This window comes from Luteimonas abyssi, assembly GCF_001482195.1.
Classification (GTDB): domain Bacteria; phylum Pseudomonadota; class Gammaproteobacteria; order Xanthomonadales; family Xanthomonadaceae; genus Luteimonas; species Luteimonas abyssi.
Map to the genome: position 1 here is coordinate 3461963 of NZ_KQ759763.1, position 22420 is coordinate 3484382.

The following is a 22420-nucleotide window of genomic DNA, read 5'->3' on the forward strand; positions in this document are numbered from 1 at the left end:
GCTCATGCGCCCTTGTCCGTCCGCAGGACCTGAGTCCGACGCGGGCTGCCTGCCGCCGGCCGCGCCACCACCCAGGCGAACCCCGCAATGCCGGCAATCACCACCGCCGCGCCGATCGACGCGGTCGCGCCCGGCCATGCTTCGCCCAGCAACAAGGCGCCCAGCACCACCGCGAACACCACCTCGGCCCCCTGCATCGCTTCGGCCGCGCCCAGTGCCAACGGTTGATCGCGCACCATGCCGGTGGCCTGGAAGAACAGGATCGTGGCGATCACGCCGGCACACAGCGCCACACCGGCGGCCAGTCCGACCTGCTGCATCGACGGCGCCCCCGTCTGCGTGCCGGCGTACAGCGCGACCAGCAGCCACAGCGGCTGGCTGGCCAGGGTCATGCCGAACACGCGCTGGGTGGCGTTGAGCGACTCGCCGGTCCGCTCCAGATGCAGCAACAGCAGTCGGTTGCCGAGCGGGAACGCGAATGCGGCGACCAGCACGCAGGCCAGCGCGATCCAGGCGGCGCGGTCGAGCGCACCGCTGGCGTGGCCCCACTGCATCAGCAGGACACCGGCGAGGATCACCCCGGCCACCGCCAGCCCCGCCGGTGGAATGCGCCGACGCGCATCGCGGTACAGCATCGGCGCGCACAACATGCCGGCGATGACGGTGAACTGGAACGAGCCGGCCACCAGCCAGGACGGACCGCTGGCCGCCGCGAAACTCAACATGCAGTAGAACAGCACGAAGCCGATCGCCCCGCAGCGCAGCCACGCCCATGGATGCGCGGCGATCGCCCGCAGCACCGGTGCGGCACCGCCCTGCAGGCGCATCAACGGCAGCAGCAGCGGCAGGGTGATGAAGTAACGCAGCGCCGCCATCCACGCCCAGTGCCCGCCACCGCTGGCGCTCGCACGGTTGAGCACGTAGGTCATGGTGAAGAACAGCGCCGACAACAACGCCACGCCCACCGCCGCCAAGGCGAGGCGGCCGGTCGTCTGTTCGGTGCTCATGCGGCGCGGTCGCCGTCGCGGGCCTGCGTGCCGATACGTCCGCGCGCGGCCGCCAGTGCATCGACCAGCGCATCCACCTGGCCATCCTCATGCGCGGCGCTCAGGGTGATGCGCAGGCGGGCGCGGCCCTCGGGCACCGTCGGCGGACGGATCGCGGCCACCCAGAAACCTGCGGTTTCCAGTGCCTGCGACCACGCGACCGCGGTGGCATCGTCGCCACACAGCAACGGCTGGATCGGCGTCTCCGACGGCAGCAACTCGAACCCGTGGCGCCGTGCGCCCTCGCGCAGCCGCGCCACCAGCGTTTGCAGACGCTCGCGACGCCAATGTTCGCGGCGCGCCAGCCGCACCGCGGTCAACGAGGCCGCAGCGAGTGCCGGGGGCAAGGCCGTGGTGTAGATGTACGGGCGCGCGGTCGCGGCGAGGTGCTCGATCAGATCCGCATCGCCGACCACCGCCGCGCCGTAGGTGCCGAGCGCCTTGCCGAACGTCACCAGTTGCAGCGGCTGCGCGGCGTGTTCCAGGCGCGCCGCGGCGACACTGCCGCGCCCGTCCGGCCCGACGACGCCCACCCCGTGCGCATCGTCGACATACAGCAACGCGCGCTGCGCGTGCGCGACCAGCGCCAGCGCGCGCAGCGGCGCGATGTCGCCATCCATGCTGAAGACGCCGTCGGTGGCGAGCATCGCCGCGCCGCCCGGCGCTGCGCGCAGCTGGCGCACCGCACCCTCCGGATCCGCATGCGGATACCGGCGCAGACGGCAGCCGGCCAGCCGCGCGGCATCGATCAGGCTGGCGTGGTTGAGGCGGTCCTGCACGCAGACATCGCCGTCGCCCAGCAAGCCCTGCACCACCGCCAGGTTGGCCATGAAGCCGCTGCCGAACAGCAGCGCGCGCGGCACCTGCAGCCAGTCGGCGATCTCGCGCTCGAGCGCCTCGTGATGCGTGTGGTGGCCGCAGACCAGATGCGAGGCGATACCGCCCACCCCCTCGCGGGCGGCCGCGTCCTGCAGCGCGCCGGCCACCTGGAAGTGCTGGGCGAGACCGAGATAATCGTTGCCGCAGAAATTCAACAGCCGGCGTCCGTCCACATCGGCATGCACGCCGTCGCGATGCGTCACCGTGCGCCGGATGCGCAGGCGTTGCTGCGCACGCGCCTGCTCGCGGCGGGCGTTGGCGCGTGCGCGCAGATCCTCGCGGTCAACCATATTGGCGCGTCCATACCGCCAGCGCGCCCCAGGCGATGCCGGGCAGCACCGCCAGCCGGGTCAGCCCCAGCCAGGGCGGCGGCGCGGGCTGGTCCGGTTCGCGGGCACGCGCGGCCTGCGCGTCCTCGACCGACTTGCGCGCCACCAGCATGGCGGCCACGAACAGCAGTAGCATGTACAGCGTGCCGGCGCCGCCGCGGTAGAACAGCACCACGCCCGCACCGATCACCCCCACCGCCACGAACCGCAACGCCGCGCGCAGCGGCGCATCGCCCGCGCGCAGCTCCACCACCAGATGCAGGACGCCGGCCGCCGCGAGCAGCAGCAGGTACAGCCAGGCGCCCCAGGGAATCACGCCGCGCGGCTCCGCCCGCAGTCGACGATGTCGGCATGCACGGTGCCGCCGTGGTCGTGGTCGTCCGCATCCACGGTCACCTGCATCGGCCGCAGGCCGAGGCGCTCGAACAGCGCCAGATCGCGCTCGGTGTCCGGGTTGCCGGTGGTCAGCAGTTTCTCGCCGTAGAAAATCGAGTTGGCACCGGCCACGAAACACAGCGCCTGCAGCTCGTCGCTCATCTGCTCGCGGCCGGCCGACAGGCGGACCATCGACTTCGGCATCAGGATGCGCGCCACCGCGATCGTGCGCACGAACTCGAACGGGTCCAGCTCGACGGTGCCCTGGTCGGCCAGCGGCGTGCCGGCCACCTGCACCAGCCGGTTGATCGGCACCGAATCCGGGTGGGCCGGCAGCGTCGCCAGCGTGTGCAGCAGGCCGGCGCGCTGCGCGCGCGACTCGCCCATGCCGACGATGCCGCCGCAGCAGGTCTTCATGCCCGCGTCGCGCACGTGCGACAGCGTGTCCAGGCGCTCCTGGATCTCGCGGGTGCGGATGATCGAGTCGTAGAACTCGGGGTCGGTGTCGATGTTGTGGTTGTAGTAGTCCAGGCCGGCCGCGCGCAGCGCCTGCGCCTGGGTGCCGCTGAGCATGCCGAGCGTGGCGCAGGTCTCAAGGCCCAGCGCCTTCACCTCGCGGATCATCTCGGCCACCTTCGGAATGTCGCGGTCCTTCGGCGAACGCCAGGCCGCGCCCATGCAGAAGCGCGACGCGCCGGCGGCCTTGGCCTGGCGTGCCTTGGCCAGCACGGCGTCGGTGGTCATCAGCTTGGTCGCATCGACCCCGGTGTTGTAGCGCTGCGCCTGCGGGCAGTAGGCGCAGTCCTCGGGGCAGCCGCCGGTCTTGACCGACAGCAGCGTGCTCACCTGGACCTCGGCGGGATCGAAGTGGGCGCGATGCACGGCCCCGGCGCGATGCAGCAACTCCGGGAACGGCAGCGCGAACAACGCCTCGATCTCGCGCCGGCTCCAGTCGTAGCGGAGACCGGCATCGCCGGACGCGTCGTGGGCGGGCACTGCGGCATCGACCGGGGGCCGGGGGCTGACAGCGGACATGGCGGGCTCCAACGTATGCGGGCGCGTGGGTACGGACGCGGGCCGGCAGTCTGGAAACCGCCCCCGGGCCTGTCAACCGCACGCAGGTTCGGGAAGTTTACGGCAGCATCCCGGACGCCGTCCGGCTGCGGGTGTCCGTGTAGGATCCACTCTGAGTGGGATTTTTGCCCCCAAAGACTGAGAGCGCTCACCCCAGAGGGCGGGATTTCCCTACCAAACGCCGCGGATCAGGCGGGCCGCCGGCTGATCGCCCCATCCGGGACGACGTCAACTGCCTTCTTCGGTCTCAGGCCGACTGCTAGGCAGCAACCCTGCGCAAATCAGACCGAGAACAGCGACTAGGACTAAGCAGTCACCAGCGCTTCTGGTCCGAACCAATCCAAGGCTACAGCGGCCAAAGGAGGCGCATTAGCTTGAGCCACGGGGACCGGTCAAGCCCATGAGCCCATCGTAACCCCAAAATCCGCGGTACCGGGCAGCGGGAGAGGCAAGGTTCCACGCGTGACGGTACGAACACGGCTTCCTGCTCCGCAAAGGGCGAGCGCCTCAACGACGAGCCATGGACTCGCGATGAAGAGCACGCCAAGGGCGATAAGGCTCGCGGGTTGGCTAATTATTCGCAATTATTCGAGATCGCATAATTGACCATAAAAGCACCTGCCGCGCCTTAGGCGCCGAATTTCGGCTCGGTACGTGGACTGAAGAAATCGTTGATACTGGAAGTCGATGCGCGGCTCGGCGTGGCACTACACCAGGTGTGTCGCAGCTGTGAATCGAGTGGAGAAGAGCGTGGTTTACAGGGGGCGCGCACTTCCTTGCACGTTGATAGATCGCGTCGAGGACAGTACGCGCCATAAGGATGAACTCAGGAGGAGTTTCCGTGGCGAACTTTCTTTACGTACCAATCTTGAGATGGAAGCAAGGCGAACAAGGCGCTTTACGGCATGTGGCGGCAGGGGATCGCCAACGCATGCTCCCGATCGCCGAGGTTCAGAACCTGGAGAGCGGTGTAGCTCAGCCTAAGCTGATCCAGCAAATGTCGAAATCAGCTGGTGAAGAGCACTCCATCGGCGTCGACCTAACAGATGCCTACACAGGTGGTCCTGTGCCTCATGCAGGACTAGCAGACGTGTGTCTTCGTCTGCAGCGCGAAGGGATTCAGGCATGGCCCGCGGTGCGAGCGACGGCAGGTCTTGCAGATCCCGCAGGCATGTCTGTGTTCAAGGGCTTTGATGCCTTAATCATCCGCGCGCGGCCCGGCATCAAAATTAATGAACTGGACTTCGTGATCGCCGAGGCCCGAAAATCCTGTGGGCGGCAGACGGCGATCTATCTGGTTCTGGATCTCTTCGCAGTCGGCGAGCGCGATCCCGTCGCTGAAGCGGCCGCGATCGCAGGCGTTGTTGCGCATTACTGCAGCATGCCGGGGCTGACGCAGGTGGCATTTGCAGCGGGATCCTTCCCGATGAGCCTGGGCGGACTGAAGCCAGGTATCAACAACTTCATCGTGCGTCAGGAAGTGGCTATCTGGCAGGCGCTCAAGGCTAACGCGGGTTGTGAACGCGTGGTGTTCGGCGACTATGGCGTGACGAATCCCGAGCCTCTTGAGGAGATCGATCCCACCAAGATGAATCCTGCGGCTGCCATTCGATATGCACTGCCAACGCAATGGCGAATCATTCGAGGGTCAGGCGTACGAAGCAAGGGCAAGGGCGGCATGGGCCAGTACAATGACCTGTGTCGGCTGCTTGTTGCGCTGCCGGATTACTCAGGCAAAGGATTCAGTTACGGCGATGAGCGGTACAACTTCCACGCTCAGCCGGGCACGTCCTCAGGCAGCTACATGACGTGGCGACGCGATGCCACCAGCCACCACATCGTGTTGACAGTTCGTGCCTTGGCCACAGGGGCGATGTGATCGTGCCTGCAAGTCCTCTCGACTGAGCAGGCTACGGAGCACGCGTCCGCGCACCGCGTCGATGGAGATCTGCTCGGCAATGATTGCCTGAAGGTCTCCCCTGGTAGCTCGGGCCCGCACAACGGGTCCGAGCGTCTCGATGACGAACTCGTAGGCATCTTCCCGCCACAGCATTGCCGCGAGCGACGCAGCTTCCTGGCGGCCGTGGCTCATGGCGCTCCGGCGCTCGTGAAGCATGACCCCGTCTTCCGTGCGCTGGGCAACCCAGACACCCCACCAGATCGGAAGCAGCGCTTCGACCTGCTCGACATAGGCAGATGTCGTCACGATCGTCAGCGCGTCGAACACCTCATGGTAGGCGTGCATCTGCCGCGCCAAGCGATCGAGCGTGTCGAAGTCGCTCTTGATCTCGTACCCACTGAGTCGGTCGGAGGCAACGGCAACATCGACGCGAGCCGAGCCGATTCCAAGCTCTTCGATTAAGACTTGGTCGTGCCCGCCGGACCCTAGCAGTTGCGCGAGGACCGCCGTGCGGATTTCCTGCTCGGTCAACGGGTGGGGGCGGTATACCATGCGCCAATTATCGCATAAGCTATGCGAATATGCAAAATAGGACGCATGCCACCGACCCACTCCTACTCGATCTTCGCGTTGCGTTGCGGGAGGAAATGAGCGCGCGCGGGCATACGCAGTTGGATGTGTCAAAGCTTACAGGTATGCCTCAAAGCCAGATCAGTCGATTCTTGCGTGGCGGGGGCAAGCGTTTGACACCGCATCTGAGCGCTCTATGCACATATGCGGGACTCGACCCCAAAACGCATAGCGCGTGTACTGACGCCAGTTTGGAGCTGTCGCAGCTTTTGCGTGAGGTGATCGGTGACAATGCTGCGGCCGCACAGACATTGCTTGTCGTGGTGAAGGCTCTGGCCCCAGCGCTTCAACGCATGCCGGACCAGCGTGCCAAAGAAAGGAGGGCCTGATGACCGCGCTCAATGACATCTATCGCAGCTTGCGAACGGTCGGCCTGACGAAGGGACAGGTCGCCTCAATCCTGCCTGAGTGGTGGGATCCCGAGTTGGCGCGCACATCGTCGGGCTTGCGCGAAACCGCGTTGTTGCTGGCGCGTCGCCTTAGTCTTGACGCGGTCGCGCTCCTCGACGGTCGTATCGAGCATGCCAAGGAGCTCTCTGCGCCCCGCTACAAGCACACAGTACGTGTGACCGAGGAGCAGCTTCGGCCTGCGACGCTGATTGCCTCGTCGCTGGCCAAGGCGATCGTCGGCGCAATGCCTTCGCGCGATGTTTCGCTTGACCCAAGTGTCGAGGTGATTCGCGAGCAGGTGCTGCAACAAGCGCCGCGCGTCGACTTCGATTCGATCCTAGACTTCTGTTGGGGGAGTGGCATTCCCGTCATTCCCTTGCCGAACCTGCCCAACGGCGTGCGGAAGATGGACGCAGCCGCGATCAAGGTTGGAGCGCGCCCGGTGATCTTGATTGCCTTGCGCAACAACTCGAAGGCGTGGCTCAGCTTTCTGCTCGCGCACGAACTCGGGCACCTATCGCTTGGGCATGTGGCTACCAACTCCGCTTTGGTGGAAGGTTCACTCAACGATTCCACGGAGTTCGATGTCGATGCGAACGTGGACAGGCAGGAAGTCGAAGCGAATGAGTTTGCAAACTCGCTTCTGAGCGGTGGCATGTCCGAAGCGATCGTCGCAACCTGGCCTCGTGACCTGCCGCCGGTTTCGATTGCTACCACAGCAATGGCAGCCAGCGCAGAGCTGCGCACCGCGCCTGGACACTTGGTGCTTCGGTACGGCTTCCGGACACGCCGATGGCCTGATGCTCGATCGGCATTGAATTTCCTCGCTGACGATATGGATGCACAAGCAGGCCTCGTCGCGCGGCTGCGAGACGAGATCGATACCCGCCGCATCGGCGATGACTTGAGCGACTACGTCCTGCAGATCACTGGCGTGGCCCCTAGGGGCTGAGTTCGATGACCTCCAGGCTCTTGGTCGACAATGACGTCATGATCAAGCTTGCCCATTGGGGGCTTCTGGATCATTTGCCCGCGTGCTTCGGTCTTCAGTGGGCCCAGATATCGGCTCTGGCGTCGCTAGAGTTCAGGGCCCGCCGGCGAGACACCAAGATTTTCAGATCTCCCCAAGCAGCAGACGATCTGCATGGAGTTCTTATGCTGACGGAAGAAATCCCGCCAGGTGACGCGACCGACATCTCGTGCTTGCAGGGAACTGTTGATCTCGACGCCGGCGAGGTCGAGCTCATCGCAGCCTGTCTGGCAGACCCGCAAGCGATCCTGATCTCAGGTGACAAGCGCGCATTGCGGGCTTTGGTTAGTGGCTGCCCGCCTGACATTTCGGTGCGGCTGCATGGGCGGGTGGTTTGCCTGGAGCAGCTGCTGGTCCTGATCGCCCGGCGCACGTCGTGCGCCATCGTCGTACAAGGCGTCCTCGCCAACCGCGAACTGGACACGGCCATCCGTGCCGTCGTGGCCCCTGGTGGCTGCACGGAAGCGCAGTTCTTTGAAGGCATGGACGCATACGTCGCTCACCTGCGGACCGAGACTGCTAACTTGTTGCTGCAGACGTAGGATGCAGAGCAAGCGTCATCGCAGGCATTCGGGTGAAAGCCAAGGACTTCAGCAAACGCCGCGAGCCGTTTCATGTCACTGCTGCGCAGCCTTCTGAGGCAGGCGGGGGCCGATATGGATGAGGCGCCAGACGCCATCTACCTAACCGGCGGTATGTCGCGCTCGCCCCTCATCAAAACATTGGTTACAGAAGTTTTTCCGCACGCGGACGTCGTCGCCGGCAATGCATCGCTGGGCGTCGTCAGTGGGCTAGCTCACGTGGCTAGTGCCCGTACGGAGCAGATGGTCGAGTCCTAGCAGTTTGATCGAGGGGACGTGGGCGCCACATCGACCTGCGCCGCTGGGAAAACCCCATGCAGATGTAGGCAGCTTAGGCATTGATGGCCCATCCAGGCAGTCGTTGAGCTTGACTTCGCCTGCAGGATGTTCGCTTGCAGCCAAAACAGGAGACCTGTTTCTAAGCCCTGCAGTGTAAAAGCAAGGCGTCGCCGTAATGCGCTTGGCCTTTGCCCTAGCGCTCGTCTGAAGGAGGCGCCCAGTGGATCTCGATACCTGCATTGGAGAAGGCGACCGAAGCGGCGTATAAACGTGATTCGTGGCGTCCGGTGTAGTGCGACCGCAGAGGGTTAGATGCATCGACGTTGATGAAAAAGCCCAAGGGATAGTCGAGCGCATCGAACATCTCGTCCAGCTTGGCGAAATCATCGGTGGCATCGGCGACGCGGGCAGCACGCTTGATCGCCCAGACGGCGAAGTTGTTCTCGCGCACGCTCGTTTTCGATTGGGACGTGGGCACGTGCAACACGATGTCCGGTCGCTGGAACGCGTTGTGACGTCCGCTCTTTTGGTACTCCATCTCCAAGATTGCACCGGGCGCAGGCCAGCCCTGCCGATCGAATTCGGACTGCAGCGCGCAATAGAACCGGCCGTGATACCCCCGCTCGGTGGCGTAGAAGCGCGGTTCGCGCACCATATTGAACGCGGCGCGGGTAGCTTCAACCACTAGAGATCGAATCGGCGTCGGGCTGCTCATTAGGAAGACCACGCACGCCCGATCGACTGCTTAGGCGCTGCCGCCTCCGTCCCTAAGCTCGGGTTTTCATGGACTACGATCACGCGCGAGAGATCGGGTGGCAGTTCCGCTTCGGCGGCTTCCGGCGCCTCGCCTAGGCGTTTCCGGTTACTCATCAGTCGCGCCACGTGAGCAGGAGGGTCTTCGAGCAGGCGAGCGTTTCCATCCAGGTGCTCGCGGGCGAAGGCGGCGGCGCGAGTGGGCAAATCGCCACCTCCATAGCGTGAGCAACACACCAAGCAATGGAACGGCACCATGAGCGGTGCGACAGCGCCAAGTGTCGTCATCGGATTCAGCGCCTTAAGCGCCGGCGCCGATGCCGCCGCCATCCCCCACAGCGAGTGACTCGTTGGGTACGTGCCGCATTTCCATATCGGCACCGGCGTCGTGCCAGCTGGCCACGTGCTATACAGAGCGAAGATCGGAGTAGCCTGGACGAGCGCAGAGGCGTTGATCAGCTTGTCGACTTGGGCAACGCCTTTGGTCACCTTGTGCAGCGACGGAAAGTACGTAGCCCCGATCTTCATTTTTTTGGACTGTATCCGGTAGCCGAACGAGAGCCCGGATGGTCCCGTAAACCACAGCTCCCAGTCCGCCCCATTGACGGCTTCCTGCATCTTGCTGAACGCGTCGACGGTATAGCCACCGGTCGTGGCACCCTTCGCGAGCGCGAGCACAATGCCGTCGGTCAGGGACTCCTCGTTATACGAACACGATAGCTTTGCGGCGTCACTGAGCGTTCGCCACACCCTTCGACTCTGCTTCTGGACCACCGAACACAGCATGCACCTGCTCCTTGGCGACGGGGGCACCGCGCGATCTCGGGCTCCGCAGCAATAACGTACGGGATTCGACGTAGGCGCACCTGCGCCTCCTAACCGAGCATGCCGATCAGGGCTACAGCAGGCAACCAGAGGCCCGGAGTCAGCTCCTCTAAAGCTCAATCTTAGGTCATGATGGTGCAGGGCAAAAGATGCCCCAAGCCAAACTTGTCTAGAGTCGGCTCACGCTGGTCTCCCCATGCCCGTACTAGGGCGACCGCATCCGTGCCCCGGTGAAGCCGGCTTCCGCGCTCGACGGACGCTGCCCGCGCGGCTTGGCGATGAACTCGAACACCGTGGGATATGGGATGCGGATCCTGATGAAGCATCTTGGCAAGCGGTTTAACGGTAGTCGACCAACAGTTGGTCCAAGCCGAACCGTTAGTGGCGCGGCTTAGCTCAGGTGTTTGCGAGGGAGATGCCCGCTGCTAGCCAAGAGCGGACATTGGCACGCAGTTCAAGGCGATAACTAGTGATGAATTTGGCCCACTCTGTCGACTACGATCCTAGCCACTACGGACTTTCGATAATTTAGGCGCCGATTCGGAGAAGGACAGTAGTTTAGCAACTTTGCAATGAAGCGCTCCAAGAGCGGCTTCTAGAAGCTGCTTTTAGGAAACTCCCAGATTATGGAATCTCGTTCTCGGAAAAACCCATACTTTGAGGTGTTTTTACTCCCCCGCCTTGGGAGCCCCCGATCCCAAGCAACTGACTCGCCAGCGCGAGCGCCCCCAGTTGGTAGGTAAACCTACAGTCCGCATGTCGCAGCCAGAACGCCGTACCTTCCCGCAACGCATTCACGAAGCATCACCACCACTGTCCCCGCGTCCGTGGTGCGACCGCGCGCAGCCGCCGGGCATGGCATCGTGATCGCATGTCCGATGCGTCGCACCGCACCCGATGAGCTGGGCCTGGCTGGTCCCGCCCGGCGAAGCCAAATTGATCCTGCCGGCGGCCGTCCTGCTCGGTCTGCCGCTGCTGCTGCGTCGCGACAGCCGGAACGGGGTGTTGGGCTGGTGGGCAGGTCTGGGCCTGGCGACCGCGCTCACGGCGGTCAGCAAGATCGCGTTCTACGGGTGGGGCACCGGCATCCGCGCATGGGACCTCACCTGTTTCAGCGGGCACACCGTGATCGCCCTGGCGTTCTGGCCGGTGGCGCTGGCCCTGTGCGTCCCGGCGACCTGCGGAACCCGGCGCCGGCTCGCGGCCGCGGCGGGGTGGGCCTTCGGCGGGCTGATCGGAATCTCGCGCGCGACGCTGGGCACGCACCCGTGGTCGGAAGTGATCGCCGGGGCGCTGCTCGGTGGCGGCGTCGCCTGGATGGCATTGCGCCTGCTCGGTCGGCATGCGCTGCCATGGCCTTGGCCCGCGCTGCTGGTGGCCGCCGGCCTGGCCGCGGCGTTGGCCGGCCTGGATCGCAAATTGCCCTACTTCAACAGCGAGCGCTGGTTCGCCGAGACCGGACAGGCGCTGTCGGGCCAGGATCGGCCCACCGACCGCCGCGCCTGGCGCCGCGAACGCTGATCTCGCCATGGCGGCCTATGCGGTCACCCGGCGCGCGTGACCGGTGTCGCACCCCAGCGGGACTGCATGGTAGATTGCGCACGCTTGCCGCCCGGGCGCGTGGTCCACGCTTGATCGGGGGACGGCACGAAGACCGGGCGGCATGGAGCCGATCCGGCTTGTGACAGGGGACGCTACATCATGCTCTGGTTTTTGCTTGGCATGTCGGTCGGTACTTGCCTCGGGGCGCTCGTGGTCGGCATCTGCCGCGCGTCCAGCGCCCAGGACGACCGCGCCCGGGACGACGACGCTCAATCGCACACGACCGAACGCCCCGGCGAAGGGTCGCAGGACGACTCGGCCCCGCGCCTGATGCGCCTGTAGCCGTCTGGCGCCGGCGCTGCCTCGGCACCGCCGCAAATCGCACCCCCACAACACGCCGCAGGCATCGCAAGCCGCCTGGGCCGGTGCGTGCCCGGCCGGACGGCATCGCGCTTGTCCGCGCCGACTAGCCCCGACCGTGCGGAAACACCGGCTGCCCGCCGGAGAACAGGCTGCTCGCCTTCGCCGCCAGCCGGCGCGCGATCCGCCCGACCCGACGGTCGAGGCGCTGCCACAGCGCCGATTCGCGTCCCACCCGGACCCACAGGAACGTGCCGGCGATCGCCAGCGCGAGGCAGGCGACCCCGGCCACCACAAGACGCACGCCCGACAGGGGCACGTGCGGCGCCGCCAGGATGACCGCATTGCCGATCAGGAAGTAGGCGAAGGTGTGCCGTCCGACGAAATCGAACACCCGGGCCCGCCCGAGTTTCGACCAGACCGTCGCCACCCCCATCAGGGCCAGCGAGAACAATGTGCCGTAGGCGTAGTAGGCCGGGTGGTTCTGCCGGCGGTAGGCGTTGATGTCGACCATCCGCTCGGCGAACCCGTGGGCGCCGACGGCCGCTACCTGCTGCGCGATCACCGCCACCGCCGCCGCCAGCAGCAGGGCGAGCACGACCGCGTCGCGTCGCCGCGTCCGCACTCGGTCCGCACGGCCGTAGAACACCGAGCCGCACAGCATGCCGGCCGAGAGCAGCATCAGGCTGTGCACCAGGCTGGGCCCGAAAGTGTCGCCGATGCCGGTCACGAAGCCGACGATGTGATGGAGCGGGAACGGCGCCGCGGGCAGCCCGCCGATCGCCGCCCCCCAGGCGACGGCGAACAGCGTCGCCGCCAGTGGCGCGAGTGCACCCCAGCGCACCCGCGCCAGCACGATCAACGGCAGCGCCAGCAGCATGAAGAAATAGAACTTGTAGATCGTGGCGAACAGCGCCGGTGCGATCAGCACCACCGCGCCACCAAGATGCACGGCGCTGTTGCGGCCGGCGACGAAGCCCAGCGCCGCCAGAAACACGAACGCCGCGTAGCAGAAGGCCGCACGCTTGAACGCGGCCGAGGCCGTCGACTCGAGCGCGGGACGCCCCGCGTCGCGGGCCTGGACGAACTTGCGCACGTACACGAGTTCAAGCATCACGCCGAACAGGACGATCAGCGTCGGCGTGGCGGCACGGGTGATCGCCTTGCGCACGAGATCGAGGTCGCCGGTGCCGAGGTCGCCGGTGAAGTTGAGCACCACGTGCGACAGCAGGGCCAGCGTCACCGCCACGAAGCGATAGCGGTCCAGCGAGGCGACGCGCGACGGCGACGCCGGCGCATTCGATCCCACCCCTGCGCCCGGGCCGACGACGGCAGCGCTCATGTGCGCGGTCCGCCGCGGACGGCCGGCATGGACCCCGCCCACGTCGCCCGTCGTGCCCGCGGCGGGTCTGACCGGACGCCTTCTTCCACCGCAGGACGCGGACTATTTCTTGAACACACCGACCAGCGCCTCCTGATCGAACACCAGCAGCGCCGAGATGCGCTGCCGCTCCATCAGCACCAGCGCATCCTCGACCCGGGTGCCCACCGTCACCCGGACCGGATCGCGCACCATCAGGTCGGCGGCGCGGCGATCGAAGAGATCCTTGCCGTAGCGCTCCATGCCGCGGCGCACGTCGCCGTCGGTGATGATCGCCCAGCCGTCGTCGCCGGTGCGCACGATGGCGAGGCCCAGGCTGGAACGGGTGATCGCGTTGATCACGTCCATGATCCCCATGCCCTCCTCCACCAGCGGCAGGGTGCCGCCGGTCATCTCGTGCTCGACCCGGCTCAGCAGCCGCCGCCCCAGCGAGCCGCCGGGATGGAAGCGGGCGAAGTTCTCGGGCTTGAAGTTGCGCGCCTTCATCAGCGTCACCGCCAGCGCGTCGCCCATCGCCAGCGTCGCGGTGGTCGACGAGGTCGGCGCGAGCTGCAGCGGGCAGGCTTCGCGGTCCACGCGGACGTCGAGGTGGCAATCCGCCGCGCGCGACAGCGTCGAGGCCGGATTGCCGGAGATCGCGACCAGGAAGTTGCCGTTGTCGCGCAGGAACGGCAGCAGCTTGACCACTTCGTCGGTTTCGCCCGAGAACGAGATCGCGACGAAGACATCTTCCGGCGTCACCATGCCGAGATCGCCGTGATACGCCTCGCCCGGATGCATGAAGAAGCTCGGCGTGCCGGTGCTGGCGAGCGTCGCGGCGATCTTCTTGCCGATGATGCCGGACTTGCCCATGCCGCAGACGATCGTGCGGCCCTTCGATTGCAGGATGTGCGCGACGGCGGCGTCGAACTGGCGGTCCAGGCGCGCGCCCAGTCCCGCGATGGCCTGCGCTTCGATCTCGAACACGCGCCGGGCGCATGCCGCGTAATCCGGCTCCAGCCGGCTGACCACATTCACCATGTCGATGCTCCTGGGAAGACGGGGCTGCGCGGGGCGTCGCGCAGGGGTTCGATGCCGGCGGACCGCCAGGCCCGCACTCAGCGGATGTCCAACGGCGCGAAGCCCTTGACCAGGTCGTCGAGCGCCTTGATCTGGGCGAGGAACGGCTCCAGCACGTCGAGCGGCAGGGCGCTCGGGCCGTCGCAGCGGGCGTTGTCCGGATCGGCATGCGCCTCCAGGAACAGCCCGGCCAGACCGACCGCGATGCCGGCGCGCGCCAGCTCCACGACCTGCCGACGTCGGCCGCCGGAGGCCTCGCTGCCGGCATCGCGGCGCTGCAGGCTGTGGGTGACGTCGAAGATCGCCGGCAGGCCGCCGGTGGATTCGACCATCTCGCGGAAGCCGAGCATGTCGACGACCAGATTGTCGTAGCCGAACTGGCTGCCGCGTTCGCACAGCAGGATCCGCTCGTTGCCGGCCTCGCGCAGCTTGTCGACGATGTGGCGGATCTGGGTGGGGCTGAGGAACTGCGGCTTCTTGATGTTGACCACGCGCCCGGTGCGGGCGATGGCGACGACCAGGTCGGTCTGCCGGGCGAGGAAGGCCGGAATCTGCAGCACGTCGGCCACTTCGGCCACCGGCGCTGCCTGCGCCACTTCGTGCACGTCGGTGATCACCGGCACGCCGAACGCGTCCTTGATCCGCTGCAGGATCCGCAACCCCTCGTCCAGGCCGACGCCGCGGAACGAGCGGATCGACGAGCGGTTCGCCTTGTCGAACGAGGCCTTGAACACGTAGGGGATACCGAGCTTGCGGGTCACCTCCACGTAACGCTCGGCGGCGGCGAGCGACGAATCGAGATCCTCGAGCACGTTGATGCCGCCGAACAGCACCATCGGAGCCTGGTTGGAGACGAGCACTTGATCGGAAATTCTGACGTCCATGGATGCCTTGGAATGAGTCGATGGAAACAAGGGGAAACCGCGTGCCGGGTCAAACCGGTGCGGCGGCAGCGGTAGGGACCGACGCCGGGCGGGTCGGACGCATCTGCGCCCGGGCCAGCAAGGCCTGCGCGCCCGCATCGGAGAAGGGACGGCCGTCGCTGGCGAAGTAGGGTTCGTCGATCAGGTAACGCGAGACATAGGCGGCCATCCGGCGCCGGTCGAACGCGGCGTACAGGGTCTGGCCGAGGAAATGCACTTCGCGGTCCATCAGCATCGCCTCCAGGCCGACGGTGGAATTGATCGTGACCACGACCTCGGCACCGTCGATCAGGCGGAAGGTGTTGCCGTCGCTGATGTGGAATCCCAGCGCCGGCTTGAGCGCATGGATCTCGTCGAGCACCTTCTGGTTGAGCTCGGCCGGATGCGGCTTGATCACCAGCGGCAGGCCTCTCGACGTCGCGAACGCCACTGCTTCGCGCAATGCCTCGATCAGGTCGCCCTTGTGGTAGTTCAGGATCACCTGCGCATCGGTGCTCACCTGCAACGGAAAGAACGCGTAGCGAAGGCCATCGGGCAATGCGTCGAATTCGATCTTCGCCGGCTCGAGCTTGCGCAGTTCCGACAATCCGTATTCGTTCTCGCTGCACAGGCCGAGTGCGCGTTCGGCTTGGCAGAACAGGATCTGCACGAACTTCAGCACCCGCGTCTTCAGGCCCACACCCTTGGCCTGGGCCACCACGTGCGAGACCTTGCGCGAGGCGACGTAACGGGCGCGCCAGGCCTCGAAGCCATCGAGGTCGGGATCGAGCGCATCGAGAATCGCGGGATCGTTGAACAACAACGATTGCCGGTCCGTGCCCTGGGGGTCGGCGAAGATCCGGTTGTCGACGTTGCCGTAGCCGGTGTACAGCGTCGGCACCCCGGCCACGCGCGCGGCGTCGGCCAGACCATGCTGGCCGGCGAGACGCCCGCTGGGCAGCACCATCAGATCCCAGCGCTCGGCACCGACGTGCGTTTCGAAGAACGCACGGTAACCGCCGTACACCACCTCCGCAGTGGCTTCGCTCAGCCGTCCCGTTCGCACGCTGAAGCCGTCGCGCAGCGATGGCGTGCCATCCACGCGCTTGCGGCGCGGGTAGAACACTCGCTCGCGCTTGACCCGCAGATACAGATAGATCGCGAGATTGTTGGCGATGTAGTCGATGCGCGCTTCAGGCACGGCATCGCCCAGCCGCCGGAACAGACGGTAATCCTCCGGATTGGAGATGCTGACGAGAATGCGGGTGTAGGGCGTCATGAGGGCTGGCTTCCGGAAAGCGCGTCCGCGTAGAGATCGAGCAGGGCCCGGTTCATGCGTTCGGGCGTGAAGTGGTCGAGGTAGCGCGTTCTGCTGGCCTGGCCCATCGCGGCCCGATCCCCGCGTTCGAGCGCGTCCATGGCGCGGGCCAGATCGGTATCGAAGCGGTCGAGCGAGAACGCGAAACCGGTTTCGCCTTCGGCGACCAGCGATGGCAAGGCGCCCCGGTCGGAGACCAGCACCGGGGTACGGTTGCGGTAGGCCTCCAGCACCACCAGGCCGAAGCCTTCCCAGCGGCTGGGCACGATCAACGCCTTGGCGCCCGCATACAACGCATCGATGCGGTCGGACTCGACCCAGCCCAGGAACTCGATGTTGTCGCGCGGTGCGAACGCGCTCGCGCCCGACACCACCGCGTCGCCGACCACCCGCAGACGTTCGTCGCGGCCTGCCCAGAAACGATGCAGGAGATCGAAGCCCTTCTGCTGGTCGAGCCGGCCGACGAACAGGTAGTAGTCGCCGGGACTGACATCGGTGCCGGATGCGGCGACGTCCTGCGCGGCATCGGTCACCGAGTTGCGGATGGTGACGCTCTTCGCGCCGAAGCCGCGCGCATCGAGCAGACCGCGCTCGTAATCGGAAATCGCCACCACGCGCGCGGTGCGGCGCAGCAGCAGACGCTCGACGGCGGCGAAGGCCGCGGCGGACGACGCGCCGGTGCGCTGCGGATCGAACGCCACGCCATGCGGTTGGTACACCACGCGGGTGCGGCTGCGCCGCGGCAGCGCCAGTCGGCAGGCCAGGCCGGCGAAACTGCTGTGCACATGCAGGATGTCGGGCGGATCGTCGGCCAGCAGCCTGCGGGTTTCGGACAGCAGGTGCCGGCAACGGGAGGCGCGGCCGTCGCCGCCGAACGTGCGGACGCCCAGCTTCGGCGACCCGTGCCGCACCGCCACATGGGCCTGTTGGCTAGATGGGATCACGAGTTGCACCGAGGTCACGGAGGGGCTGCGGAGCTGGTGGCCGACCACCGAGCCCAGATACGTGGAGATCCCGCCCTTGACGGTCTCGGCGGCGTGCACGATTTTCATACGGGATCTCGCGGAACGACAGGAACGCCAGGAAGGAGAAGATCGCGAATGTCGGCACCAGGATCAGGGCCGCATCGGAGAAGGTCGCGAGGAAGTAGAGGAAGCAGCCGTGGCAGGCGCGCTTGCGGATCCGGTCGCGGGCATCGTCGGAGATCAGGCACCCGATGTTCAGCACGATGTTGGAGAAGAACAGCAGGAACAGCGGAATCCCGAGCAGGCCGATGAACTCCGCGATGGAGACGTAGGGAATCTCGTAGGAGAACGCCAGCGCCTCGGACGCGATCAGGTCCGCATCGAACAGGATCCGCAGGTACGACGATCGCCCGCCCAGGCTGGAATCGAGCAGGAACGCGCTGTCGCGCTCCATGTAACGCATCATGATCACGATCGCCAGCGAAGCGAACGACAGCAGGAAGCCGCCCACCGCGATCCGCTTGACGCTGACCGTCCGGCTCGATGCGAACGTGTCGAGCAGGAAGAACGCCATCAGTAGCAGCCACGACGTCCGCGAGAGCGTCAGCACGATGCTGATCACCACCAGCGCGAACCACAGGCGACTGCGCTCCAGCTCCTTGTACAGCGGCAGCAGCATCAACATGCACACGCCGTAGATGTTGCCGTTGTTGTAGGTCGACACCAGCTTCGACAACGCGCCGCGGTCGTTCATCCGCTCCTCGAGCGTCTTCTCCGCACCGAAGGTCGTGGTCAGCCCCGGCAGCTCGAAGAAACTCCCGGTCGCGGTCTTGAACGCGAACAGCACCACGCCGTAGGCCGCAGCGAAGCGGATGCAGACCTTGGCGACGCCGAGCGCGCTGGCGATCTGTTGGTCGGTCGCGGTCTTGAACAGGGCGAAGAAGAACACCGGCATGACGATCAGCGCGCTGACGTAGCCGGCGTAGCTGGCCATGGCGCCGATGCCGTTGGACATCGTGGTCAACGCGAACAGCAGCCAGAACGGCACCAGGAGCATCAGATACAGATCCGAGCGGGTGATCCGCCAGCGCGCGCCGTTGAGCGCGAGGTACAGGAACAGCAGGGGGAGGCCAGCCGCGGCGATCAGGTACAGGGTGTTGAACGGAATGCCGCCCAGCGCGAATCCGGATTTCGGAAACGCGATCATCGCCACCACCGTGGCGTTGAGCAGCAGATGCGAGCGCGCGCTCACGGTCGCGGCACCCCGGTCGCGGATGCAGGGGCCGCCCCTGGACGGACGTCGCCTGCCGACGCCGCACAGGCGTCGGATCGCAGCGGCTGGCGGTCAGGCGCGCTCATTGGCTCCTTCGCGTCGCAGGACCGACTTGAGCCGGCCGCGCACTCCGGTCAGGCCGAGCCAGTAGTAGGCCCAGTACAACTGGAACGCGGCCAGCGACGACAGCGACCGCGCCCGGGCGGCCGCCAGGCCCTGGGCGTACAAACCGTACTCGGCGAAGTACTTGAGCTTCTTGCGCTCCAGGAAGTCGCGCTCGCCGGGGCTCAGCAGCGACAGCGAAAACAGATGATCCAGCAGCGCCTGGAACCGCTCGATGCTGGCCGCGCCGCCGGCCCTGGCGACGTGCGAAATCTGGTCGGCGGATCGGTTCTTGTGCCAGATCGCGACCGGCGTCTCGAGGATGTGCGTGTTCGAGGTCTTGCACAGTTCGATATGGAACTGGGTGTCCTGGAACTTCTGCAGTCCTTCGTGGAAATTGGCGCGTGACAGTGCGCGCGCGCGGACCAGGGACCCGTTGGTCTGCAGCTTGCAGATGTCGGCGAGGTCGTCGGCCACCGGCGTCCGATAGCGCCGGTAATCGAGCAGGCGATCGACGCCCGCACCCTGCCCTTCGCGGATGATCACCCGACCGAACACCGCGTCGACCTCGGGATGCGCATCCAGGTAGGCGACCAGCGTGGCGAGCTTGTCGGGGAGATAGAGGTCGTCGTCGTCGAGGAAGCAGACGTAGGCGCCCTGCGCCACCTCGGTGCCACGGCGGCGCGAATAGCCGCCGCCCATCGGGCGCGGATTGCGATGGATGCGCAACGTCCGGCCCGGCGCGTCCTGGAACAGCGGCGCCAGCACCGGCACGGGATCCCGGGTCGAACCGTCGTCGACGACGACGACCTCGATCGCCGGATAGCGCTGCGCGAGCACCGAGCCGACCGCGCGCAGCAGATCGTCCAGGCGATCCCGGGTCGGCACGATGACGGAGACCAGCTCAGCCATGCGCCGCCCCCACCCGTGCGGTCCGACCTTCGGCGAAGATCGCGCGGAACCCGTCGGCGAGCTTCGCCTGCTCGGCGCGGCCGTCCAGCGGCGGGGCGGCGAGCGCGGCGCGCACCGCGGCCGGTGTCGCCTGCGGCATCGGCACCACCAGATCCGCACGGCCGAGGGTTTCCAGCAGACCCGAGATCTTCTGGTTCTTCTCGTCCACGCACGCGACCAGCCGCCCGCAGACGCTGGCGCCCAGCAGCAGCACGTGCAGACGGTTGGAGACGACCACCCCCATGTCCCGGTAGAAAGCCTGCATCCGTGCGATATCGCGGGTTTCCTGGAAGATTTCCACCGGAGCGCCGAGCCGGGCCTGCAGCCGGTCGCGGATCGCCTCCATGCCGGGGCGGTCGCGCTCCACCTGCACGGCGATGTGGCAACGCGCGCCGTCGGACAACGTCTCCGCCATGCGCTCGACCATCGTCATGCAGGCGTCGAACTGTTCGGCGTGCTGGTCGGTCCTGAAGCTGAAACACACGTCGCGACGGCCTGTCGACACCGAGGGCGGCGACGGCGCATCGAACAGGTTGAACGCCAGATCCGGGAGCAACCCGTCGCAGCCCACGGCGTGGTGCTCCAGCAAGCGCAACGAGCGGGCATCGCGCACGTAGAAGGCATGCAGAAGCGGCCGGCGGCGACGCAGGTGGGTGATGTAGTTCGCGCCGATCCGCTCGAACGAGGGCCCGACGTGGCACAGGCGCACCCCGAGCAGCCTCAGGACACGAAGCGGCAACAGCGCGAGTGCCTTCTTCGCCAGTTGCAGGCGGTTGAACTCGCCGAACAGGCCGCCCGGCAGGAAGAAGTAGTACGGTCGGTCGCCTCTGAGCAGGGCTTTGACCATCTCCAGGAACAGCCGCGGGCGCCCCGATACGCGCGTCGCATCGGTGGGCAGGTCCAGCATGTCCACGAACCAGTCCGGCGCGATGCCGGTGTCCACGACCAGCGTGCCGCGCGCGGCGAGCAGGCGGATCAGTTCGCGATTGATCAGCGCGTCGCCCAGGTTCTCGAATTGCGTCCTGATCGACAGGAAACTCACGTTCATCGCCCATCTCCCGGGATGTGGTGTCGGATGACGCCGTAGATCACCCGATTCGATATCGCGTAGTGCAGCGCCATCAGCACGGCGTACACGAGCACCGTGCGCCCGGCGCTCCATCCGGATCCAGCGGCGACCAGGAACGTGGCGGCCACCAGCGCGAACCGCACCGCGTTCATCCGGAAGAACAGATCCTGTCGGCGGAACAGCGTCAACGCATTGGCGAGTGGGGACGACACGAACTGAAACATCAGATAGATCGACAACAGCCGCGCGAACTCGCCGGCCGGTGCCCAGGACGCACCGAACACCGTGGCGAACAGCCACGGGCCGGCCACGGCCAACGCCAGCGTCGGCGGTGCCGCCAGCACCAGCAGGCGGCGGGTCACTGCGCGGGTGATCGCCAGCACGCGCGCCGGCTCGTTGCGGCCGATCGCCGAGATCTCGGCGAAATAGGCGTTCCCGGTGCTGGTCCCCAGCAACGTGATCGGCACCGCCATCGTCGTCAATGCCAGCCCGAGCTGGCCGGCCGTATCCATGCCGAACACCTGCGCGGCGAAGATCGCCGGCCCCTGCAGCGACGCCATCATCAGCAGATGCGACGGCAGCCGGTAGCGCGGCATGTCGCGGAAGTGCCGGGCGAGTTTCGCCATCGTCGGCCAGCGGATCCGCCGGCGATGCGTGCGCAGCGCGCGCGCGCCCGAGCCCAGCAGCCAGAGCGATCCCCCGCCCTGCTGCGCGAGCTGGCCGATCAACAGGCCGGCCGGCTTCAGACCGGCCAAGCCCAGACCGATCTTCAGCGCACTGCCCAGCATGGCCTGGCCAGCCTGGCTCACCGCCAGCGGACGATAGGCCTTGTGGCGCACGCTCCACAGGCTCAGCGTTTCGTACAGCGCCGCCAGCGCCACCGCGGGGGCGATCAGCAGGGCATAGGGCGCCAGCGCATCCAGCGACGCCGCGGCCAGCAGTCGCGGCCCGACGCTCGCCGCGGTCAGGCCCAGCACGATGGACACGAGCAGCAGGATGCACAGGTTGAGCGCGAGCAGATTGGCCGCCGTCGCATCGCGCCGGGGCACGGGCAGCACGGTCAGATAGCGCAGCGTCGCCAGCGGCGCGAGGACGGCGACGAGGGCGACGAACGTGGTGAACACGCCCATCTGCGCGGGCGTGTACAGCCGCGTGATCACCGGAATCGTCGCGAGTCCGACCAGCTTCGCCGCCACGCCGCCGGTGGCCAGGGTCAGCATGCCGCGGAACACACCGCCGGCGTCGCGACCGAACAGGCGCGACCGCCAGCTCGAGCCCGGCGCGCCGCGCACGGCGGCAGCGGCGCCATCAGTCGCATCGCGCATCGCGCACCGCCTGCGGACATGCGAATGCCGGAGCTGCGGTCACGGTCGCGCACGCCGGTGGGCGTGCGACACGCGCGCAGGG

Annotated in this window: 20 protein-coding genes; 4 read left to right on the top strand and 16 right to left on the bottom strand. The window is 66.6% G+C overall.

The features are described 5' to 3' along the window. Positions 1-2: 2 nt before the first annotated feature. The 4 genes from RG19_RS14915 to bioB are packed head-to-tail and all read right to left on the bottom strand — an operon-like array spanning position 3 to position 3664. Positions 3-1007 carry a multidrug resistance efflux transporter family protein gene (locus tag RG19_RS14915; protein ID WP_058835962.1) on the bottom strand — a complete coding sequence of 335 codons (1005 nt, stop codon included), beginning with the start codon at positions 1005-1007 and terminating at the stop codon, positions 3-5. After that, positions 1004-2215, bottom strand: a complete 1212-nt coding sequence (gene bioF / locus RG19_RS14920) for an 8-amino-7-oxononanoate synthase (RefSeq protein ID WP_058835963.1) — start codon at positions 2213-2215, stop codon at positions 1004-1006. Before bioF ends, RG19_RS14915 begins: the two co-directional genes overlap by 4 nt. Continuing rightward, positions 2208-2570, bottom strand: coding sequence for a hypothetical protein (locus RG19_RS14925; RefSeq protein ID WP_058835964.1), 363 nt, complete (start codon positions 2568-2570; stop codon positions 2208-2210). Before RG19_RS14925 ends, bioF begins: the two co-directional genes overlap by 8 nt. After that, positions 2567-3664 (bottom strand): biotin synthase BioB, encoded by a 1098-nt coding sequence (gene bioB, locus RG19_RS14930; RefSeq protein WP_082672704.1) that lies wholly within the window; start codon positions 3662-3664, stop codon positions 2567-2569. The genes RG19_RS14925 and bioB overlap by 4 nt, the downstream gene beginning before the upstream one ends. An 859-nt stretch (positions 3665-4523) precedes the next feature. On the opposite strand from bioB, the gene RG19_RS17355 reads away from it, so the two are divergent. Beyond that, positions 4524-5582: a beta family protein gene (locus tag RG19_RS17355; RefSeq protein ID WP_082672705.1), complete on the top strand. Its 1059-nt coding sequence runs from the start codon at positions 4524-4526 to the stop codon at positions 5580-5582. Here RG19_RS17355 and RG19_RS17720 read toward each other — a convergent pair. Then, positions 5496-6155 (bottom strand): sce7726 family protein, encoded by a 660-nt coding sequence (locus RG19_RS17720; protein WP_058835966.1) that lies wholly within the window; start codon positions 6153-6155, stop codon positions 5496-5498. The two genes, RG19_RS17355 and RG19_RS17720, sit on opposite strands and share 87 nt — an antisense overlap. Before the next feature lie 406 nt (positions 6156-6561). On the opposite strand from RG19_RS17720, the gene RG19_RS14940 reads away from it, so the two are divergent. Further along, the gene (locus tag RG19_RS14940; protein ID WP_058835967.1) at positions 6562-7575 is read left to right on the top strand and encodes an ImmA/IrrE family metallo-endopeptidase; all 1014 of its coding nucleotides are present in this window, start codon (positions 6562-6564) and stop codon (positions 7573-7575) included. A gap of 38 nt (positions 7576-7613) precedes the next feature. Then, positions 7614-8195: a hypothetical protein gene (locus tag RG19_RS14945; RefSeq protein ID WP_157515289.1), complete on the top strand. Its 582-nt coding sequence runs from the start codon at positions 7614-7616 to the stop codon at positions 8193-8195. A gap of 511 nt (positions 8196-8706) precedes the next feature. Here the strand turns inward: RG19_RS14945 and RG19_RS14955 are convergent. Then, the gene (locus RG19_RS14955; protein ID WP_157515290.1) at positions 8707-9228 is read right to left on the bottom strand and encodes a hypothetical protein; all 522 of its coding nucleotides are present in this window, start codon (positions 9226-9228) and stop codon (positions 8707-8709) included. Continuing rightward, positions 9228-10052: a DUF6615 family protein gene (locus tag RG19_RS14960; RefSeq protein WP_058835971.1), complete on the bottom strand. Its 825-nt coding sequence runs from the start codon at positions 10050-10052 to the stop codon at positions 9228-9230. The genes RG19_RS14955 and RG19_RS14960 overlap by 1 nt, the downstream gene beginning before the upstream one ends. A gap of 936 nt (positions 10053-10988) precedes the next feature. Between RG19_RS14960 and RG19_RS14965 the strand changes: the two genes are divergently transcribed. Next, complete coding sequence (locus RG19_RS14965; protein ID WP_058835972.1) at positions 10989-11612, top strand: phosphatase PAP2 family protein; 624 nt, start codon at positions 10989-10991, stop codon at positions 11610-11612. Positions 11613-12099: 487 nt separating this feature from the next. On the opposite strand, the gene RG19_RS14975 is transcribed toward RG19_RS14965, so the two are convergent. From RG19_RS14975 to RG19_RS15015, 9 genes are all read right to left on the bottom strand, one after another. Further along, complete coding sequence (locus RG19_RS14975) at positions 12100-13335, bottom strand: hypothetical protein (protein WP_058835974.1); 1236 nt, start codon at positions 13333-13335, stop codon at positions 12100-12102. A gap of 102 nt (positions 13336-13437) precedes the next feature. Then, positions 13438-14394 carry a KpsF/GutQ family sugar-phosphate isomerase gene (locus tag RG19_RS14980; protein WP_058835975.1) on the bottom strand — a complete coding sequence of 319 codons (957 nt, stop codon included), beginning with the start codon at positions 14392-14394 and terminating at the stop codon, positions 13438-13440. A gap of 77 nt (positions 14395-14471) precedes the next feature. Further along, on the bottom strand, positions 14472-15317 hold the full coding sequence (gene kdsA / locus RG19_RS14985) for a 3-deoxy-8-phosphooctulonate synthase (RefSeq protein WP_058835976.1): 846 nt from the start codon (positions 15315-15317) through the stop codon (positions 14472-14474). A gap of 49 nt (positions 15318-15366) precedes the next feature. Then, on the bottom strand, positions 15367-16614 hold the full coding sequence (locus tag RG19_RS14990) for a capsular polysaccharide export protein, LipB/KpsS family (protein ID WP_058835977.1): 1248 nt from the start codon (positions 16612-16614) through the stop codon (positions 15367-15369). After that, entirely contained in the window at positions 16611-17696 is a 1086-nt protein-coding gene (locus RG19_RS14995) for a glycosyltransferase family 4 protein (RefSeq protein ID WP_238376707.1), read from the bottom strand. Before RG19_RS14995 ends, RG19_RS14990 begins: the two co-directional genes overlap by 4 nt. Further along, positions 17584-18870 (bottom strand): hypothetical protein, encoded by a 1287-nt coding sequence (locus RG19_RS18325; RefSeq protein WP_058835979.1) that lies wholly within the window; start codon positions 18868-18870, stop codon positions 17584-17586. The genes RG19_RS14995 and RG19_RS18325 overlap by 113 nt, the downstream gene beginning before the upstream one ends. 93 nt (positions 18871-18963) lie before the next feature. Further along, positions 18964-19905 (bottom strand): glycosyltransferase family 2 protein, encoded by a 942-nt coding sequence (locus RG19_RS15005; RefSeq protein WP_058835980.1) that lies wholly within the window; start codon positions 19903-19905, stop codon positions 18964-18966. After that, positions 19898-20992, bottom strand: a complete 1095-nt coding sequence (locus RG19_RS15010; RefSeq protein WP_058835981.1) for a polysaccharide pyruvyl transferase family protein — start codon at positions 20990-20992, stop codon at positions 19898-19900. Before RG19_RS15010 ends, RG19_RS15005 begins: the two co-directional genes overlap by 8 nt. Next, positions 20989-22338 carry a lipopolysaccharide biosynthesis protein gene (locus RG19_RS15015; RefSeq protein WP_058835982.1) on the bottom strand — a complete coding sequence of 450 codons (1350 nt, stop codon included), beginning with the start codon at positions 22336-22338 and terminating at the stop codon, positions 20989-20991. Before RG19_RS15015 ends, RG19_RS15010 begins: the two co-directional genes overlap by 4 nt. Positions 22339-22420: the final 82 nt, after the last annotated feature.

Coding starts and splice junctions, on each gene's coding strand:
- bioB (WP_082672704.1), bottom strand. CDS start 3,664: ATGTCCGCTGTCAGCCCCCGGCCCCCGGTCGATGCCGCAGTGCCCGCC.
- bioF (WP_058835963.1), bottom strand. CDS start 2,215: ATGGTTGACCGCGAGGATCTGCGCGCACGCGCCAACGCCCGCCGCGAG.
- RG19_RS15015 (WP_058835982.1), bottom strand. CDS start 22,338: ATGCGCGATGCGACTGATGGCGCCGCTGCCGCCGTGCGCGGCGCGCCG.
- RG19_RS14955 (WP_157515290.1), bottom strand. CDS start 9,228: ATGAGCAGCCCGACGCCGATTCGATCTCTAGTGGTTGAAGCTACCCGC.
- RG19_RS14975 (WP_058835974.1), bottom strand. CDS start 13,335: ATGAGCGCTGCCGTCGTCGGCCCGGGCGCAGGGGTGGGATCGAATGCG.
- RG19_RS14960 (WP_058835971.1), bottom strand. CDS start 10,052: ATGCTGTGTTCGGTGGTCCAGAAGCAGAGTCGAAGGGTGTGGCGAACG.
- RG19_RS14980 (WP_058835975.1), bottom strand. CDS start 14,394: ATGGTGAATGTGGTCAGCCGGCTGGAGCCGGATTACGCGGCATGCGCC.
- RG19_RS15005 (WP_058835980.1), bottom strand. CDS start 19,905: ATGGCTGAGCTGGTCTCCGTCATCGTGCCGACCCGGGATCGCCTGGAC.
- RG19_RS17355 (WP_082672705.1), top strand. CDS start 4,524: ATGAACTCAGGAGGAGTTTCCGTGGCGAACTTTCTTTACGTACCAATC.
- RG19_RS14965 (WP_058835972.1), top strand. CDS start 10,989: ATGAGCTGGGCCTGGCTGGTCCCGCCCGGCGAAGCCAAATTGATCCTG.
- RG19_RS15010 (WP_058835981.1), bottom strand. CDS start 20,992: ATGAACGTGAGTTTCCTGTCGATCAGGACGCAATTCGAGAACCTGGGC.
- RG19_RS14915 (WP_058835962.1), bottom strand. CDS start 1,007: ATGAGCACCGAACAGACGACCGGCCGCCTCGCCTTGGCGGCGGTGGGC.
- RG19_RS14945 (WP_157515289.1), top strand. CDS start 7,614: ATGATCAAGCTTGCCCATTGGGGGCTTCTGGATCATTTGCCCGCGTGC.
- kdsA (WP_058835976.1), bottom strand. CDS start 15,317: ATGGACGTCAGAATTTCCGATCAAGTGCTCGTCTCCAACCAGGCTCCG.
- RG19_RS14990 (WP_058835977.1), bottom strand. CDS start 16,614: ATGACGCCCTACACCCGCATTCTCGTCAGCATCTCCAATCCGGAGGAT.
- RG19_RS14940 (WP_058835967.1), top strand. CDS start 6,562: ATGACCGCGCTCAATGACATCTATCGCAGCTTGCGAACGGTCGGCCTG.
- RG19_RS17720 (WP_058835966.1), bottom strand. CDS start 6,155: ATGGTATACCGCCCCCACCCGTTGACCGAGCAGGAAATCCGCACGGCG.